We start from the raw sequence: 14,893 nt of genomic DNA on the forward strand, positions 1-14,893 counted from the left end.
CGCTTATGGTCGGCGCAAAACAAAGCCATGACGGGCTTGTGACGTTTGGGTGACGATCCCGGCTTCTATACATAGGCGCCTCGCATCCCTATATTGCGACGAGAACAAAATGAGATTCGTCAAGCTCGCCGCGCTGCCCCCTGCGACGGTCTGAAAGATTTGCCCATGGTCGAACCCGCCCCTCTGCCCCGCCCCGCCGGCGGGCCGATCACCAGTCAATTGAACCGGCAAGCGCCGGATTATCTGCGCGGGCTGAACCCCGAACAGAAAGACGCGGTAATGACGACCGAGGGTCCGCTGCTGGTGCTGGCTGGGGCAGGCACGGGCAAGACACGCGTGCTGACGACGCGCATTGCGCATATTCTCAACCAGCGGATGGCTTGGGGCAGCCAGATCCTCGCGGTGACCTTCACCAATAAGGCCGCCAGCGAGATGAAGAAGCGCATCCATGAATTTGTGCCCAATTTCGAGGGCCTGCCGTGGATGGGGACCTTTCACTCTGTTTCGGCGCGCATCTTGCGCAGCCATGCCGAACTGGTCGATCTGAAACCGCAATTCACTATTCTCGATACCGACGACCAGATCCGGCTTATCAAGCAACTTCTGGCGGCGGACAATATCGACGAAAAGCGTTGGCCCGCGCGGCAGTTTGCCAACATGCTCGACGGCTGGAAAAACCGCGGCTGGCTGCCCAAGGACGTGCCGGCTTCGGAAAGCGGATACTTCGCCAATGGCAAGGGCGGACAGCTCTATTACGATTATCAGGCCCGGCTGAAGACGCTGAACGCCACCGATTTTGGCGATCTGCTGCTCGAATGCATCCGGCTGTTCCGCGAAAATCCGGAAGTGCTCGCCGAATATCACCGCAAGTTCAAATACATGCTGGTGGACGAGTACCAAGACAGCAACACGGCCCAATACCTCTGGCTGCGGTTGCTGGCGCAGGGGAAGCCGGCACCGGAAGCCAATATCTGCGTTGTCGGGGACGATGACCAATCGATCTATGGCTGGCGCGGGGCGGAGGTGGACAACATCCTCCGCTTCGAGAAGGATTTTCCCGGCGCCAAGGTCATAAAACTCGAGCGCAATTACCGCTCGACGGCCAATATCCTCAAGGCTGCGTCGACCCTGATCGCCTTCAACGAAGACCGGCTCGGCAAAACGCTCCACACCGATATTGCCGAAGCGGGCGAACCGATTTCGTTCACGCAAGTCTATGATTCCGAAGAGGAAGCGCGGACGGTTGGCGAAGAGATCGAGCAGTATCAGCGGGCCGGCGAACCGCTTAATTCCATGGCGATCCTGGTGCGCGCCTCGTTCCAGATGCGTGAGCTTGAAGAGCGGTTCATCACGCTCGGGCTGAACTATCGAGTCGTCGGCGGACCGCGCTTTTATGAGCGCAAGGAAATCCGCGATGCGCTCGCCTATCTGCGTCTCGTCGCGCAGCCGGCCGATGATCTGGCATTTGAGCGGATCATCAATGTGCCAAAACGCGGACTTGGCGATTCCACGGTGAAGACGCTGTTGGAAACAGCGCGGCACCAGAACGTGCCGCTGCTGTCGGCAACGCGCATGCTGATCGAGACCGAGGAACTGAAACCCAAGCAGCGGACGACGCTGCGGGGGCTGGTGGACCAATTCGACAACTGGGCCTATCGCTCGGAAAACCTCGCTCCCTATCAGCTCGTCGAGCAAATCCTCGAAGAGAGCGGCTATATGGATATGCTGGCGGCCGACAAATCGGCGGAATCGCAGGGGCGCAAGGAAAACCTCAAGGAACTCAGCCGCTCGATGGAAGAGTTCGAAAGCCTTGGCGGCTTTCTTGAACACATCTCCCTCGTCATGGACCGGGACAGCGCCGAGGCGAGCGACGCCGTCACCATCATGACGCTGCACTCGGCCAAGGGGCTGGAATTCAACACGGTTTTCTTGACCGGCTGGGAAGAAGGCACGTTTCCGAGCCAACGCTCGATGGACGAAAATGGCCGCGCCGGACTCGAGGAAGAGCGGCGGCTGGCCTATGTCGGCATTACCCGCGGCCGCAAGCGGGTGCGGATTTCCGCAGCGCAGAACCGGCGGATCCATGGGCTGTGGCAATCGGCCATGCCCTCGCGCTTTGTCGATGAACTGCCGCCCGATGCGGTCACCGTCACTGATCGGGGCTCAGCTTATGGCGGATACGGCTATGGCGGTGGGGCGACGTCGCGCTTCAATAAGGCTGATCCCTTTGAGAGCCTTTATGAGACGCCGGGCTGGCAACGAGCGCGGGCAAATCAGGCCAATCGCAAGGGCGGCGGGCCAATGACGATCGAGGGGGAACTCGTAGCGCGGTCGGTCGATCTGGGTGGCCAGTCGAGCGGTTATGCGGTCGGCGAGCGGGTGTTTCATCTCAAGTTCGGCTATGGCGACGTGAAGAATGTCGAGGGCAACAAGCTCACCATCGACTTTGAAAAAGCCGGGATGAAGAAGGTGCTCGAAAGCTTCGTGCAAAAAAGCTGAGGCCATTGCAGGCCGGGGCGCCCTTCCCCATCTGACAGCAATTCAGATGGAGGACCGCATGATCATTTCGACCACACCGACGCTCGAAGGCCAGCCGATCCGCGAATATCTCGGGGTCGTCACCGGCGAGGTTATCGTCGGCGCCAATATTTTCAAGGATCTGTTTGCCGGCATCCGCGACATCGTCGGCGGCCGATCCGGCGCCTATGAATCGACCCTGCGCGATGCCCGGCACGAGGCATTCCGCGAGATCGAGGCCGAGGCCAAACGTCTCGGCGGTAACGCCGTCGTCGGGGTCGACATCGACTATGAAGTGGTCGGTCAGAACGGTTCCATGCTGATGGTCTCCATCTCTGGTACAGCTGTAAGAGTGTAGATATTTCAGACTGTTAACCAAGCGCGTTCATCGCTTGTCAGAGCCCCCTGTGCATTGTGGTGCAAATGCGCGAGGGACCAGTGTTCAGAATACAGCACTTGCAATGGCTCGGCATCGCCGCGGCAGCTATCGGCTGCATTCTGCTCGGCGGTGCCTCCATCCTCGGCAACTTCGCCGATCATCAGCGACATCGCCAGGGCATTGCCGAACTTGAGCGCTTCGTCGTGCTGCTCGATGCCGTCAATGCGGTGAGCGCCGAGCGCGGTCCTTCTAATTCTGCGATGGGGGCCAGCGACGCGGAAGCGTCCGAACTTCGGGCAGCGCTAGAGACGAAGCGCGCTCAGACCAATCTGGCTCTCGATGCCGTGGCGTTGCGTTTTGACGGCGATCTCGAGCGCAATGACGGCGTCAACGCCCTGACCGTGCTGCGCGAAAGCCTCGCCGCAGGGCGGGCAAAGGTCGACATCGCGATCATGACGCCATCTGAAAATCGGCAGGCCCTCATCATTGGCGAAGCGATAATGGCCATGTTTGCCGCGGCCGACCGGGCCGGCGAACTGCGAGATCTCATCGGCGGACACATCATCGAAGAGACACCGCAACTCGCAGGCGAAGTGTTTCTTGCCAACAGCGCAAGCGCAGTGCGCGATTAGGAAGGCCGGGTCGGCTCCTATGCAGTCGGGGTCCTCGTGGCACCTCCGGAACGCGACCAAGCCTATATGGCCCGCATGCGCAGCGCCGAAGGCATCCTTCGCACGCTCTGGTCCAACAGCGTCGGCATGGCCGATAAGCTGCTGCCTAATCCTGAAATCACCGCCCTGCTCGCCGATGTGCGCCGCGACTTCTTCGAAAACGGCCTGGCTCTTCTCCATTGGGCGGTCGACGAGCATGGCGCGAAAAATTCCCTGTCAGCGTCCGATCTAGCCGCGGAGTTCGTTCCCTATCTGCAAAGCTCCGAGCAACTGCGTACCGCCATCGTGACCCAATCGATCCGGACTCTCGAACGAGATGCAGCCAAGGCTCTGGGATCGTTAGTGAATTCCGCGGCGCTTACTCTCGGCATTCTAGCTGTTCTCGTCGTTGTCGCCGTGTTTTTCAGCCGGGCTCTGTTTTCGCCCCTTATGCGCCTTCATAGCGACGTGCTCGCACTGGCAAATGGCAATAACGACACGCCTCGGCCTGTCCCCGCCATGGCCCAAGAGGTCGACGACATCTTTGCCGGGCTTGCGATTTTGCGCGATCATATCGGCGCCAAGCGCGCTCTTGAGGAAGAGCAGCGCCGGCTCAATCGACGTTTGCGCCGGCTTGCAGAGACCGACACGCTGACCGGTCTGCTCAATCGCCGGGCCCTCCTGACCAGAATCGACGCCGTGTTCCGGCGCGCCGACCGGATCGGGGAAACGCTCGCTGTGGCGCTGTTCGATATCGATCACTTCAAGCTCGTCAACGATACACATGGCCACGCTGTGGGCGACGAAGTGCTGGCCGGCGTAGCGCGCCTCGTCGAAAGTACGCTTCAAAGCGGCGATTTCCTTGCGCGCATCGGCGGCGAGGAATTCGTAATCATCCTCCGTCACATGGACGAAACAACAGCCTTCGGACGGCTCGAACGCATAAGGCTCCTGCTGGCCGAAACGCCTGTCCAAACCGCGACCGGCCTCTCAGTCACGGCGAGCTTCGGCATGGCCATGCGGCCTGCGGGCAGCGAAATCGATTGGGACGGAATCTTTTCGCTGGCCGATCAGCGGCTTTATCTTGCGAAAAACAATGGCCGCAATCGCGTGGTCGTCGACGGCATATCGCCCGAAACGCGTCGCCGCGCATGATCAGCCAAGACCGATACCACCTTCGGGCTCGGTCTCGAATCGCTCGGCAAAGCCGGCGATCATCGGCCGTGCCTTGGCAATAGTTTCCTTGACGTGGGGCAGATCGAGCGAGGCCTGATGGGCGGAGCTATCGCTCCAGACTTCAGTAATCCAGATGCCATTGTCGCTAGCTGGATCGCGGGCAATGACATAGCTCAAACAGCCCGGCATTGGCCCAATTCCGGCTAGCATAACGGCCATCAGCTCCTCGCGCTTGCCATCCGCCGCCAACATTCGACCAATAAGACCATGCATGCGTCCGCCTCCATAGGGAACATAAAGTGAACGGAATGACTTGAAAAGTCAAGTGCAATCGCCATTGACTTGGCATACGGGCTGGCCCAACTAGGGCGAAATCATTCGGGACCCACCGCCATGTCAGTCGACCAGCTCTCCGTCACGCTCACCAAGGAACAGGCCTATGCGCTGGTCGACGCGGTGATGGAGCGGGACGATCTGGCACTGACGGCGTCGGCGCACGAGATCGAAGAGACTGGTGAATGGGTGTTCGAGGCCACTTGCGATCGTCCGCCCGATGTCGAGGCTTTCAACGCTCTTGCGCAGCAAGTTCTTGGCGGTGCTGTCGAATTTTCGGTCGAACCGATCGACCCAGAGATCAACTGGGTGGCAAAGTCTCTTGAAGGTCTGGCGCCGGTAACGGCGGGCGGTTTCTACGTTTATGGAAGCCATGAGACGGGACCCATCCCGGCCGGGCTGACGCCGATGAAAATCGATGCAGCGCAAGCCTTTGGCACAGGACACCATGAGACCACCACGGGTTGTCTCGAAGCCATCGAAATGCTGCTTGCCTCGACTACGCCGCAGCGGGTTATCGATGTCGGCACGGGGACTGGTGTCCTCGCCATTGCCGTCGCCAAGCGCATCGGCGGAAAGATCCTGGCGACCGATATCGACCCGATCGCGGTAATGACGACCATTGAAAATGCTCGCGAAAATGGCGTCGCGGACAATATAGACGCCATCGAAGCGACTGGTCTCGACCATAGCGAAATCGCTGCCCGCCTGCCCTATGACCTGATCATCGCCAATATTCTCGCCGGTCCGTTGACCGAACTGGCGCCGGGCATGGGCGGCATTGCGCAGTCGGGTGGAACGGCGATTCTGTCGGGGATTCTCAACACCCAGGCTGATGGCGTTATTGCAGCCTACGAGCTTGCTGGGTTCCGGCTGGTCGATCACCTGAAGCGCAAGGATTGGACGACGCTGGTGCTGGAAAAGCGCTAGATCGGGTAGCACTCCGTTAGCATCGAGAAGCCGATAGCGGTCTTTCGGCTGCGGATCCGATAATCGGGAAAAACAAAATCCCCGAAGCAGGCTTCGGGGATCGTTTAGATCGTCGTTGGTGACTAGCTGCCGCTTAGGGGCGCTTGGTGACCGCGCCGATCAGCTGATGCTGCATGCGGTAGCTGACCTGGCGGGACGCTTCGCGACCACGAGCGTCAATCAGACCACCCAGTGCGTTGCGGAAACCGTTCTTGCTCTCAGTCATCTTTCACTCCATGCGACGCGAGGTCTGTTGCCTAGCGTCTGATTAGCTTTTTATCCAATTCCGCAGCCTTGCGTTAGAGGCCTAGAGACAAACCAGCCATGCCGGTCATGCAAAGCGCGGTTAACGCTCGTTCACCTTAGTTTCAGAAGAGGCATCTTCGCGCCAATACTGGGCGATATAGCGTTCGGCCTGGCGAGTGCGGCCATCGATGAGGGCCGTGAGCGCACGCCGGAAGAAATTGCTCTTGTTGCTCATTTTTCGTCTCCTGATCGTCTCCGATAAGATAGGGTCCGGGAGAGCGGATACCACCGCCAGACTGACAGGCCAGCCATGACGGCGGCGCAGTTATCTGGACAAGACCATGACCCCATCCCCCTTCCCTCCTGCCCAATTTCAAAGCTTCGAAGAAAAAAGCGACCCAACCAATGTCGCGCCGCGGCTTGCCGCGTTGCGCAAGGCCATGAAGGCGGCAGGTGTCGACTATTTCCTCGTGCCCCGCGCTGACGCCCATCGCGGCGAATCCGTACCGGTGAGCGAAGCGCGACTGGCTTATGTGACGGGTTTTACCGGCTCGGCAGGTTTAGCCCTGATCGGCCTCAAGGACGCGCATCTCTTCGTTGATAGCCGCTACACGCTGCAGGCGCCGGCCCAGACCGACACTGCGCTGGTCGAGGTACACGAGGTCACGAGCCTTTCCATCGACGCCCGGCGATACGTCAAGAAAGACGCGGTGGTCGCCTATGATCCTTGGCTGCACACGCCGGGCGAAGTGCGCGACCTTGCTGAAAAGCTCAAGGGCTACGCCAAGCTCATCTCGCACGACAACCTGATCGACTCGATCTGGCACGATCGCCCCGCGCCACCCGTCAGCGCCATCGAAATTCTTGGACATAACCGCGCTGGCAAGACTGCGGCCGATAAGATTGCAGACCTTCAGGCGACGCTCGCCGATGACGGTGCCGATGCGGCGGTATTCACGCTGCCCGAATCCATTTGCTGGCTGTTCAACATTCGTGGGCGCGACGTGCCGAACACGCCATTCGTGCTCGGGTTTGCCATGGTGCCGAAAAAAGGCGAACCGACGCTGTTTCTCGATCCTGCCAAGGTGACGCCGGAGCTGACCAGGGCGCTCGACGGCATTGCGAGCATCGAAGCCACGAAGAAGCTGACCAAGACGCTCGAAAAGCTCGGCAAGAGCGAAAAGGCGGTGCTGGTCGACCCGGCTTCGGCGCCGACGGCGATCGTCGATCTCCTGGGCAATTCCGGGGCCAAGCTGATCGAAAAGCGCGACCCCGTTCTACTGCCAAAGTCGCGCAAGAACGAGGCCGAGCTCGCAGGCATGCGGGAGGCCCATCGCCTTGATGGCGTGGCGCTGGCGAAGTTCCTCCACTGGTTCGACGGCGAAGCCCCCAAGGGCGAACTGACGGAGATCGGCATCGTCACGGCACTCGAAGCCTTCCGCCGGGAAGACGAAAGCTGCGTCGACGCCAGTTTCGATACGATTTCCGGAGCCGGACCCAATGGTGCCATCGTCCACTATCGCGTCTCGACCAAAACCGACCGCCGGCTCAATCCTGGCGAACTGATGCTGGTCGATAGCGGGGCGCAATATCTGAGCGGCACCACGGATATTACCCGCACGCTCTGGACGGGCAAAGCGAGCGCCGAGCAGAAGGACCGGTATACGCGCGTTTTGAAGGGGATGATCGCCATCTCGATGGCGCGATTCCCCAGGGGCACGAGCGGCGCACAGATCGACGTTCTGGCGCGGCAATTTCTCTGGGCCGATGGCGTAACCTATAACCATGGCACCGGCCACGGTGTCGGCGCCTATCTCGGCGTCCACGAAGGTCCGATCGGCATTTCGTCGCGCTATTCGCTGCCGCTCGAAGCGGGCAACGTGATCTCGAACGAGCCCGGATATTACAAGGCCGGCGAATATGGCATCCGCATCGAGAATCTGGTGGTAGTCAGGGATGCGGAAGGCTTTCCGGGCTATCTCGAATTCGAGACGCTGACGCTGGCGCCCATCGACACCAGGCTGATCGAGATGACACTTCTATCCGACGCCGAACGCGCCTGGCTCAATGCTTTCCACAAGCGCATCTGGGATGAGATCGGGCCACGCGTGAGCGGCGAGGTCAAGGACTGGCTGCATCGGGCAACGGCAGTGATCTAGGCGAACGCGCTCGTTCGACGGCCCGATCTGGCGCACTCTCCCCTTTCGGGGAGGGTTTAACGATAGGGATTGGCAGGAACCATGAGACCACCGCACAAGCGGGGTCGGCCGCCATTGCCTAGCCTCTCGCGGCTTCGAAGATTTCGCTCAGGCGATAGCTGAAATCGGCGTTTTCGCCCTCGAGATCGTCGATGCGCCAGCCGTTATTCTCATAGACGAGATCATAGGTGATCGTCGTTGGCTGGCCCATGTTCTTGAAGGTGACCTCAACGGTTGCCGTTTCCTCGCCAACCTCCAGCTCGTCGATATTGAAATCGGTGATCTGGTAATCCTGGCCGTCGATATAGGGATCGAACTCGATGGCGCCCATTTCGCCTGCCGGCGTTGCCTCTTCGTCGGCCTGATAGAGCGAATTGAGCCACTCGGACCTGAAACCCTCCTGATCGTCCGGGAGGTCACCGGCGATATAGGGCTTGTAGAACGCCTTGAGCATCGCGCTAGGCGAATCATAGTCTTGGGCCAGAGCGGGGCCGGCAGCAAGCGCGGCCAGCGCCGCAGCCAGAATGTGAAGACGCATCGAGAACTCCGGAAGAGATGAGCTGAGAGTGGACCGGCGCCGCAAGACTGTCCATCGCTTCCGATCAGCTCGCGGGCAGGCTTTCCAAATATTCGGCGAGCGACCAGGTGCCGCTGCTTTCGATATCGGGCAGAAGGATATCGTCGATCTTCCAGCCGCGCGTACCGTCTTCGATCAAGTGAAAGCCGATGGTGTAGAGCAGTGCGCCTTCAAGGATGATGTCGACATCGGCGACGGCGCGCTGGCCTTTGATCTTGGGCTCGTGGACGGTGTAGCTGAGGCCGCCTGTGTCCTGGCCGTTGATAAAGGGCGAAAAGTCGAGTGCTCCCATCTCATCGCCGGTTGCCTTGACGCGCGCATCGGCCCCCTCGAGCCTTGCCTTGAGATCGGTCGAATAAGCCTCCGTCTCATCGAAATAGTCATCTGGATTGTAATCGTGTGCAGCCTCGATCGCCTCATATTGCCCATAGATCGCTTCGAGCAAGGGTTTGGGCGTATCGAACTTCGGCAGTTCGGCAGCAGAGACGGCAGCGGAAAAGACCAGCGAGGCGAGGACAAAGGCGGTGCGCAGCATCAGTTGAACCATAGGGCAAACATGGGCCAATCATCGCCCATGACGCGATTGATCTCAGCAAAGCTCTCTGCATCGGCAATCGGACCATCGTCTAGGAACGGCAGTGCGCCGGAGCCCGTGAAGAGCAGGACCAAATCGGTTTCTTCCGCGGTCTCGAAATAGGTCTTGAGATTGAAACCCTGCTTGAAGCGCCAATGGGGGATCAGCAAGTCGCCGTGGAGGATTTCGTCGACCGAATCGAGCGCCTGCCGCCAAGCCGCGACGACGTCTTCGGTCACCTCGCGGCCCGGAACAAGCGACGTCTGGCGCGGTGAGGGCACGAGCTCCCGGTCGTCGTCCGTTTCGGCGAGGATGGCGTCCCAATTCTGGCGCGAGAGCATGATGATATTCGCGAGGCGAACGAGGACGGCCGAAAGCCGCCCCTTGTCGATCACCGGAAAACGGGACGTATGAATGGCTGCGATCGCATCGGCGAAGAATGCATCGCTTTCGGCATCCATGAACATCGTGCCCGAGCCGCGCGAATACTCCTCCATCGGCAGACCGGCCTCGGGAAAGATGCGATGGAAATAGTTGTCGAAAAACGCCGAAAAATCATGCGCCAGCGCGATTTCGACGGGCGCCGCGGTGACATTGGCATAGCCCGCGAACCAGAACCCGTCCGCATTATCAAAGCCGATGGTCAGATCGGCCGCGGGGGACTTGGTCTTGACCTTGCCCGAAGGCGGCTGCGCGTCCGGGCTGGGAATATCGAAATAGCCGCCGGCCTGATAGAGCAGCGTGCCGAGCGTTTCGGTCTCGCCTGCTGTGCCGTCACCATCGAAATCGATGCGCACCTTGAGCGGATCGATCGGGACGACGAAGTCCGACCCCTGCCCCGCTCGCATCATATATCTGCCGGCCGCGTCGAGATCCTTGCTGAACCCATCGAGAATGTCGCGGAACTGCCGATAGCTCAGCGGCTCAGGGTCTGGATTGCCGGGCGTCGAGATGGTCTCGCTGCCGAGGCCAAGAAACAGCGACAGTGGTCGCGCATCGGGCGTGACGGCGCCGTGGCGATAGAGGGCTTTCGCAAAGGTTTCGTAGGCTGAAACGAGGCCAGCCATACCGAGGGCGAAACAGGCGTCTCCCTCGCCAAGATCGCATTGAGGCGCGAAGGCGGCAGCAAATGCGCCGGACTGGCCCTCGTAGAGACTTTGCGCGAGCCCGTCACCCGCTTCTCCCGCCCATGCAGGGGCTGCAAGAAGGCTGAGTCCGGCTACGATCCAGGTCTTCATTCGTCCTCCCTGCCGCCTAGCGGCCAACACGCACAAACCACTCGTCTTCACTGATGACTTCGACGCCAAGCTCCTGCGCCGTCTTCAGTTTCGAACCTGCGCCGGGGCCGGCGACGAGAATATCGGTTTTGGCCGAAACCGACCCAGCGACCTTTGCCCCGAGACGTTCGGCCATAGCCTTGGCTTCGGATCGTGACATTTTTTCGAGCGTGCCGGTGAAGACCACGGTCTTTCCGGCAACGACGCTGTCTGCCGAAATGGTGACGACGTAATCCTTGGGGTGGACTTGCTCCAGCAGTGCATCGAGGGCGTCGATATTGCGCTGATTGCCGAAGAAGCTGACGAGCGCCTCGACGACGGCCGAGCCTATGCCGTCGGTCGACGGGAAAACCGTCATCGGATCGGCAGCGGAAACCATGTCCTTGGCCGCCTCTTCGAGCTTTTCGATGGAGCCAAACGTGCGCGCAAGAATAGCAGCGGTGGTTTCTCCGATATGGCGGATGCCCAGCGCAAAAATGAAGCGATCGAGTTCGGGCTCGCGGCGGGCATCGATGGCGGCAAAGAGCTTGTCGAGACCTTCATAGTTCCGGTCTTCGACGCCCCGGACGTTTTTCCGCGCCTTGCCCGAAGCGGCTTCGCGCGCGCGGGCCTGCTCCTCGCGGCGTTCAGCCAGAGCGCGCTGCACGTCTGGGCGCCGCTCCTTCAAGGTGAAAATGTCGGCGGCGGTGCGAACGAGGCCGGCATTGAAGAAGAGATCGATGTTCTCGGCGCCGAGGCCCTCGATATCGAGCGCACCGCGCGACACGAAATGGCGAAGGCCTTCGACGGCCTGGGCGGGGCAGATCAGCTCGCCAGTGCAACGCCGGCGCGAATCTTCCTTGCCGGTCTTTTCGTTGATCTCTCGAATGGCTGGCGAACCGCACACCGGGCACGTATGCGGCATCTCATAGGGCTCGGCGTCGGCCGGACGCTTTTCGAGCACCACATCGACGATCTGCGGGATGACGTCCCCTGCCCGCTGGATGGTGACCGTATCGCCGATGCGGATATCCTTGCCATCACGGATCGGCAGGCCATTGCTGTCCTTGCCCGCGATATAATCCTCATTGTGAAGCGTCACGTTGACGACAGTGACGCCGCCGACGCTGACCGGGTCAAGCCGGGCGACGGGCGCCAGGGTTCCGGTGCGGCCGACCTGGATCTCGATATCGCGCACTTTGGTTGTCGCGCGCTCGGCAGGAAATTTGTGAGCGACGGCCCAGCGCGGCTCGCCGGTCACAAATCCCCAGCGGCGCTGCAATTCAAGTTGGTCGACCTTATAGACGACGCCATCGATGTCGTAGCCCAGCGAGGAGCGCTGTTCCTCGATGCGATGGTAATGCGCGATCAGCTCCTCGACGGACCTGGCGCGCGCCATCAGCGGGCTGATCTTGAACCCCCATTCAGCGAACCTTTGCACCGCATCGTACTGCGTGGGCGCAGGGTCCTCTGTGGTGGCGCCCCAGGAGTAGGCGAAGAATTTAAGATTGCGGCTCGCAGTGATGGTCGGGTCTTTCTGGCGGAGCGAGCCCGCGGCGGTATTGCGCGGATTGACGTAGTTTTGCCCGCCCGCGGCCGCCGAACGCTCCTTGAGCGCCTGGAATTCGGCATAGGTCATATAGACCTCGCCCCGGATCTCGATGGTCTTCGGCCAACCCGTGCCATGGAGCTTATGCGGAATGTCGGCGATGGTCTTGAGATTTGCCGTGATGTCTTCGCCAACCGCCCCATCGCCTCGCGTCGCGCCGCGAACGAAAACACCGTCTTCGTAGAGGAGCGAGGCGGAAAGCCCGTCGATCTTGGGCTCGGCCGTAAAGGCGAGTTCCAGGCCTTCGTCCTTTTGAAAAAAACGCCGGCCCCGTTCGATGAAATCGACGACATCTTCATCGGTATAAGCCTTGGCCAGGCTCAGCATGGGTACGGCGTGGCGCACCTTGGCAAAGCCTTCAGCCGGCGCAGCGCCGACCCGGCCCGTGGGCGTATCGGGCCGGACGAGCTCGGGAAAGGCCTCTTCGAGTTCGCCATTGCGAATGCGCATGGCGTCGTACTCGGCGTCGGTGATCTCGGGCGCGTCGTTCTGGTGGTAGGCGACATCGGCCGCCGCGATGGCGGCAGCGAGCCGTTCGAGCTCCGCACGCGCTTCGTCTTCGGAGAGGTCTGCGACGGGCTTTTGGGACAGGTCGGACATGGCTCGCTCACTCGGCACTACGGAACGCGTCTATTTAACTGCGGCGACGATGCCGCGAAAGCCGGCAAGCTATTTCACGGCGCCGAGCAATTTCTTGGCAGCAGCGCGCGCCTCACTGGTGATCTCGGCACCGGCGAGCATGCGCGCGACTTCCTCCTGCCGCGCATCGGTTTCGAGCGGGCGAACATGCGTGCGCATGAAGGCGCCCTCCTCCACCATCTGCTTTTCGATGAGCAGATGCCGATTGGCGCGGGCTGCGACCTGGGGTGCATGGGTCACGGTCAAGACCTGGACATTCTTTGCGAGCCGCGCGAGCCGCCGCCCGATGGCATCGGCAACGGCGCCGCCGACGCCGGTGTCGATTTCGTCAAAGATCAGGACCGGGGCAGACCCACGATCGGCCAGCACCACCTTGAGCGCAAGAAGGAAGCGGCTCAACTCGCCCCCCGAGGCGACCTTGAGCAGCGGACCGGCAGCCGTGCCCGGATTGGTCTGCACATGGAAGGCAATCTGGTCAAAGCCGGTCGACGCCACGCGGTCGGTGTCGATCTGATGGTCGACAATGAACTTGGCAGCAGCGAGCTTGAGATCAGGCAACTCGGCCTCGACTGCCTTGCTCAATGCCTTGGCGGCCTTGGCCCGGCCGGCCGAAAGCGTTTCGGAGGCTTCCCGATAGCGCGCCCGCGCCTGCGCCTGCTCGGCTTCGAGAGCCCTCAGCCGGCTTTCCCCACTTTGCAGCGTATCGAGATCGCCTTGGTATTTTTCAAGCACCGCCGGCAGGTCGTCCGGCGTCGTCTGATGTTTGCGCGCAGCGGCACGCAGGGCGAATAGCCGCTCCTCTACCGATTCGAGCTCTGCCGGATCATAGGCCATTTGACGCTGCAGGTCGGTCAGCGCTTCGCCAGCTCTATCGAGCGTGACCAGGGTAGTATCGAGCGCATCAACGATGGGCTGGAAGAGCTCGGCGCCACCATCCACCTTCCGCAGGAGGCGCCGCATCAGGCCAGACAGAGCCGGCGACGGCGCATTAGGTCCATTGAGCAATTCGTCGATTTCGATGAGGTCGGCAGCCGATTTTTCCGCCTGCTGCAGTTGCTGCCGGCGTTCTGCCAATTCAGCTTCTTCGCCCACGGAGGGCTTGAGCTTGCCCAGTTCTTCGACCGTGTGGCGCGCATAGTCTTCAGCCGCGACGGCCTCGGCAACCTTGGCCTGTTGTTCCTTGACCGCCTGCTGCACTTCGGCGAGATCGGCCCACGCTTCGCGCACGGCAGCAGCCGGTACTGCGAGTTCACCGAAGGCGTCGAGGGCGGCGCGGTGCGTCGCGACGTCAACCAGGGCACGATCATCGTGCTGGCCGTGGATCTCGATGATCTGGCTGCCGATCTTTTGCAGGAGCGAAGCCGACACCGGCTGGTCATTGATGAAAGCCCGGGTGCGGCCATCGGCGAATTGTACGCGGCGCAGAATGACCTCTTCGTCATCGGCGATGGCATTGTCGCGCAGAAGTGCGCGGGCCGGATGCGACGAGGGCAGCTGCACCATGGCGACGACCTGGCCGCTCTCCTGACCATGGCGAACGAGCGAGGCATCGCCGCGCCCACCGAGCGCCAGCGTCAAAGCGTCAAGCAGGATCGACTTGCCGGCGCCGGTTTCGCCCGTCAGCACGGTCATGCCGGTGTCGAGCGCCAGATCGAGCTGGTCGATGAGGACGATATTGCGGACCGAAAGCGCGTTCAGCATGCGGGATCTATCCAGAGACAGCCGGTCGATTTAGCCCCGGTTCTAGCATTGGCGCTGGAAGAGGCGTCG

At 61.0% G+C, this 14,893-nt stretch carries 14 protein-coding genes; 6 read left to right on the forward strand and 8 right to left on the reverse strand.

Annotation, left to right across the window (positions count from 1 at the left end; translation table 11 throughout):
- The first annotated feature begins 165 nt into the window (after positions 1–165).
- The 4 genes from VW35_RS05765 (at position 166) to VW35_RS05780 (ending at position 4,701) form a co-directional block, all read left to right on the forward strand.
- A complete protein-coding gene (locus VW35_RS05765) occupies positions 166–2,499 on the forward strand; it encodes an ATP-dependent helicase (RefSeq protein ID WP_046142035.1) in 2,334 nt (777 codons plus the stop codon).
- Between the two features lie 58 nt (positions 2,500–2,557).
- Complete coding sequence (locus VW35_RS05770) at positions 2,558–2,875, forward strand: heavy metal-binding domain-containing protein (RefSeq protein WP_046142533.1); 318 nt, start codon at positions 2,558–2,560, stop codon at positions 2,873–2,875.
- Between the two features lie 80 nt (positions 2,876–2,955).
- Entirely contained in the window at positions 2,956–3,528 is a 573-nt protein-coding gene (locus VW35_RS05775; RefSeq protein ID WP_152662496.1) for a hypothetical protein, read from the forward strand.
- A gap of 36 nt (positions 3,529–3,564) precedes the next feature.
- Positions 3,565–4,701 (forward strand): GGDEF domain-containing protein, encoded by a 1,137-nt coding sequence (locus VW35_RS05780; protein ID WP_046142037.1) that lies wholly within the window; start codon positions 3,565–3,567, stop codon positions 4,699–4,701.
- Here VW35_RS05780 and VW35_RS05785 read toward each other — a convergent pair whose 3' ends face one another.
- Entirely contained in the window at positions 4,702–4,995 is a 294-nt protein-coding gene (locus VW35_RS05785) for a putative quinol monooxygenase (RefSeq protein WP_046142038.1), read from the reverse strand. It lies immediately after the preceding gene.
- A 120-nt stretch (positions 4,996–5,115) separates the two neighbouring features.
- Here VW35_RS05785 and VW35_RS05790 point away from each other — a divergent pair, with 120 nt between their 5' ends.
- Positions 5,116–5,985 (forward strand): 50S ribosomal protein L11 methyltransferase, encoded by an 870-nt coding sequence (locus VW35_RS05790; protein WP_052951526.1) that lies wholly within the window; start codon positions 5,116–5,118, stop codon positions 5,983–5,985.
- Between the two features lie 133 nt (positions 5,986–6,118).
- On the opposite strand, the gene VW35_RS22130 is transcribed toward VW35_RS05790, so the two are convergent.
- Together VW35_RS22130 and VW35_RS22135 are read right to left on the reverse strand one after the other, a co-directional pair.
- On the reverse strand, positions 6,119–6,250 hold the full coding sequence (locus VW35_RS22130) for a hypothetical protein (RefSeq protein ID WP_280114011.1): 132 nt from the start codon (positions 6,248–6,250) through the stop codon (positions 6,119–6,121).
- A gap of 120 nt (positions 6,251–6,370) precedes the next feature.
- Positions 6,371–6,505, reverse strand: coding sequence for a hypothetical protein (locus tag VW35_RS22135; RefSeq protein ID WP_280136757.1), 135 nt, complete (start codon positions 6,503–6,505; stop codon positions 6,371–6,373).
- 106 nt (positions 6,506–6,611) lie between these two features.
- On the opposite strand from VW35_RS22135, the gene VW35_RS05795 reads away from it, so the two are divergent.
- The gene (locus VW35_RS05795; RefSeq protein WP_046142039.1) at positions 6,612–8,429 is read left to right on the forward strand and encodes an aminopeptidase P family protein; all 1,818 of its coding nucleotides are present in this window, start codon (positions 6,612–6,614) and stop codon (positions 8,427–8,429) included.
- Positions 8,430–8,547: 118 nt separating this feature from the next.
- Here the strand turns inward: VW35_RS05795 and VW35_RS05800 are convergent, their stop codons facing one another.
- The 5 genes from VW35_RS05800 to recN all read right to left on the reverse strand — a co-directional run bounded on the left by VW35_RS05800 (position 8,548) and on the right by recN (position 14,824).
- Complete coding sequence (locus VW35_RS05800; RefSeq protein ID WP_046142040.1) at positions 8,548–9,006, reverse strand: DUF3828 domain-containing protein; 459 nt, start codon at positions 9,004–9,006, stop codon at positions 8,548–8,550.
- A 64-nt stretch (positions 9,007–9,070) separates the two neighbouring features.
- Positions 9,071–9,580 (reverse strand): hypothetical protein, encoded by a 510-nt coding sequence (locus VW35_RS05805; protein WP_046142041.1) that lies wholly within the window; start codon positions 9,578–9,580, stop codon positions 9,071–9,073.
- Entirely contained in the window at positions 9,580–10,857 is a 1,278-nt protein-coding gene (locus tag VW35_RS05810) for a hypothetical protein (protein WP_046142042.1), read from the reverse strand. The genes VW35_RS05805 and VW35_RS05810 overlap by 1 nt, the downstream gene beginning before the upstream one ends.
- Before the next feature lie 16 nt (positions 10,858–10,873).
- The gene (gene ligA / locus VW35_RS05815; RefSeq protein WP_046142535.1) at positions 10,874–13,075 is read right to left on the reverse strand and encodes an NAD-dependent DNA ligase LigA; all 2,202 of its coding nucleotides are present in this window, start codon (positions 13,073–13,075) and stop codon (positions 10,874–10,876) included.
- Between the two features lie 78 nt (positions 13,076–13,153).
- Positions 13,154–14,824 carry a DNA repair protein RecN gene (gene recN, locus VW35_RS05820; RefSeq protein ID WP_046142043.1) on the reverse strand — a complete coding sequence of 557 codons (1,671 nt, stop codon included), beginning with the start codon at positions 14,822–14,824 and terminating at the stop codon, positions 13,154–13,156.
- Positions 14,825–14,893: the final 69 nt, after the last annotated feature.

The sequence above is a fragment of the Devosia soli genome (assembly GCF_000970455.1).
Classification (GTDB): Bacteria; Pseudomonadota; Alphaproteobacteria; order Rhizobiales; family Devosiaceae; genus Devosia; species Devosia soli.

Coding starts and splice junctions, on each gene's coding strand:
- VW35_RS05765 (WP_046142035.1), top strand. CDS start 166: ATGGTCGAACCCGCCCCTCTGCCCCGCCCCGCCGGCGGGCCGATCACC.
- VW35_RS05770 (WP_046142533.1), top strand. CDS start 2,558: ATGATCATTTCGACCACACCGACGCTCGAAGGCCAGCCGATCCGCGAA.
- VW35_RS05785 (WP_046142038.1), bottom strand. CDS start 4,995: ATGCATGGTCTTATTGGTCGAATGTTGGCGGCGGATGGCAAGCGCGAG.
- VW35_RS05790 (WP_052951526.1), top strand. CDS start 5,116: ATGTCAGTCGACCAGCTCTCCGTCACGCTCACCAAGGAACAGGCCTAT.
- VW35_RS22130 (WP_280114011.1), bottom strand. CDS start 6,250: ATGACTGAGAGCAAGAACGGTTTCCGCAACGCACTGGGTGGTCTGATT.
- VW35_RS22135 (WP_280136757.1), bottom strand. CDS start 6,505: ATGAGCAACAAGAGCAATTTCTTCCGGCGTGCGCTCACGGCCCTCATC.
- VW35_RS05795 (WP_046142039.1), top strand. CDS start 6,612: ATGACCCCATCCCCCTTCCCTCCTGCCCAATTTCAAAGCTTCGAAGAA.
- VW35_RS05800 (WP_046142040.1), bottom strand. CDS start 9,006: ATGCGTCTTCACATTCTGGCTGCGGCGCTGGCCGCGCTTGCTGCCGGC.
- VW35_RS05805 (WP_046142041.1), bottom strand. CDS start 9,580: ATGCTGCGCACCGCCTTTGTCCTCGCCTCGCTGGTCTTTTCCGCTGCC.
- VW35_RS05810 (WP_046142042.1), bottom strand. CDS start 10,857: ATGAAGACCTGGATCGTAGCCGGACTCAGCCTTCTTGCAGCCCCTGCA.
- recN (WP_046142043.1), bottom strand. CDS start 14,824: ATGCTGAACGCGCTTTCGGTCCGCAATATCGTCCTCATCGACCAGCTC.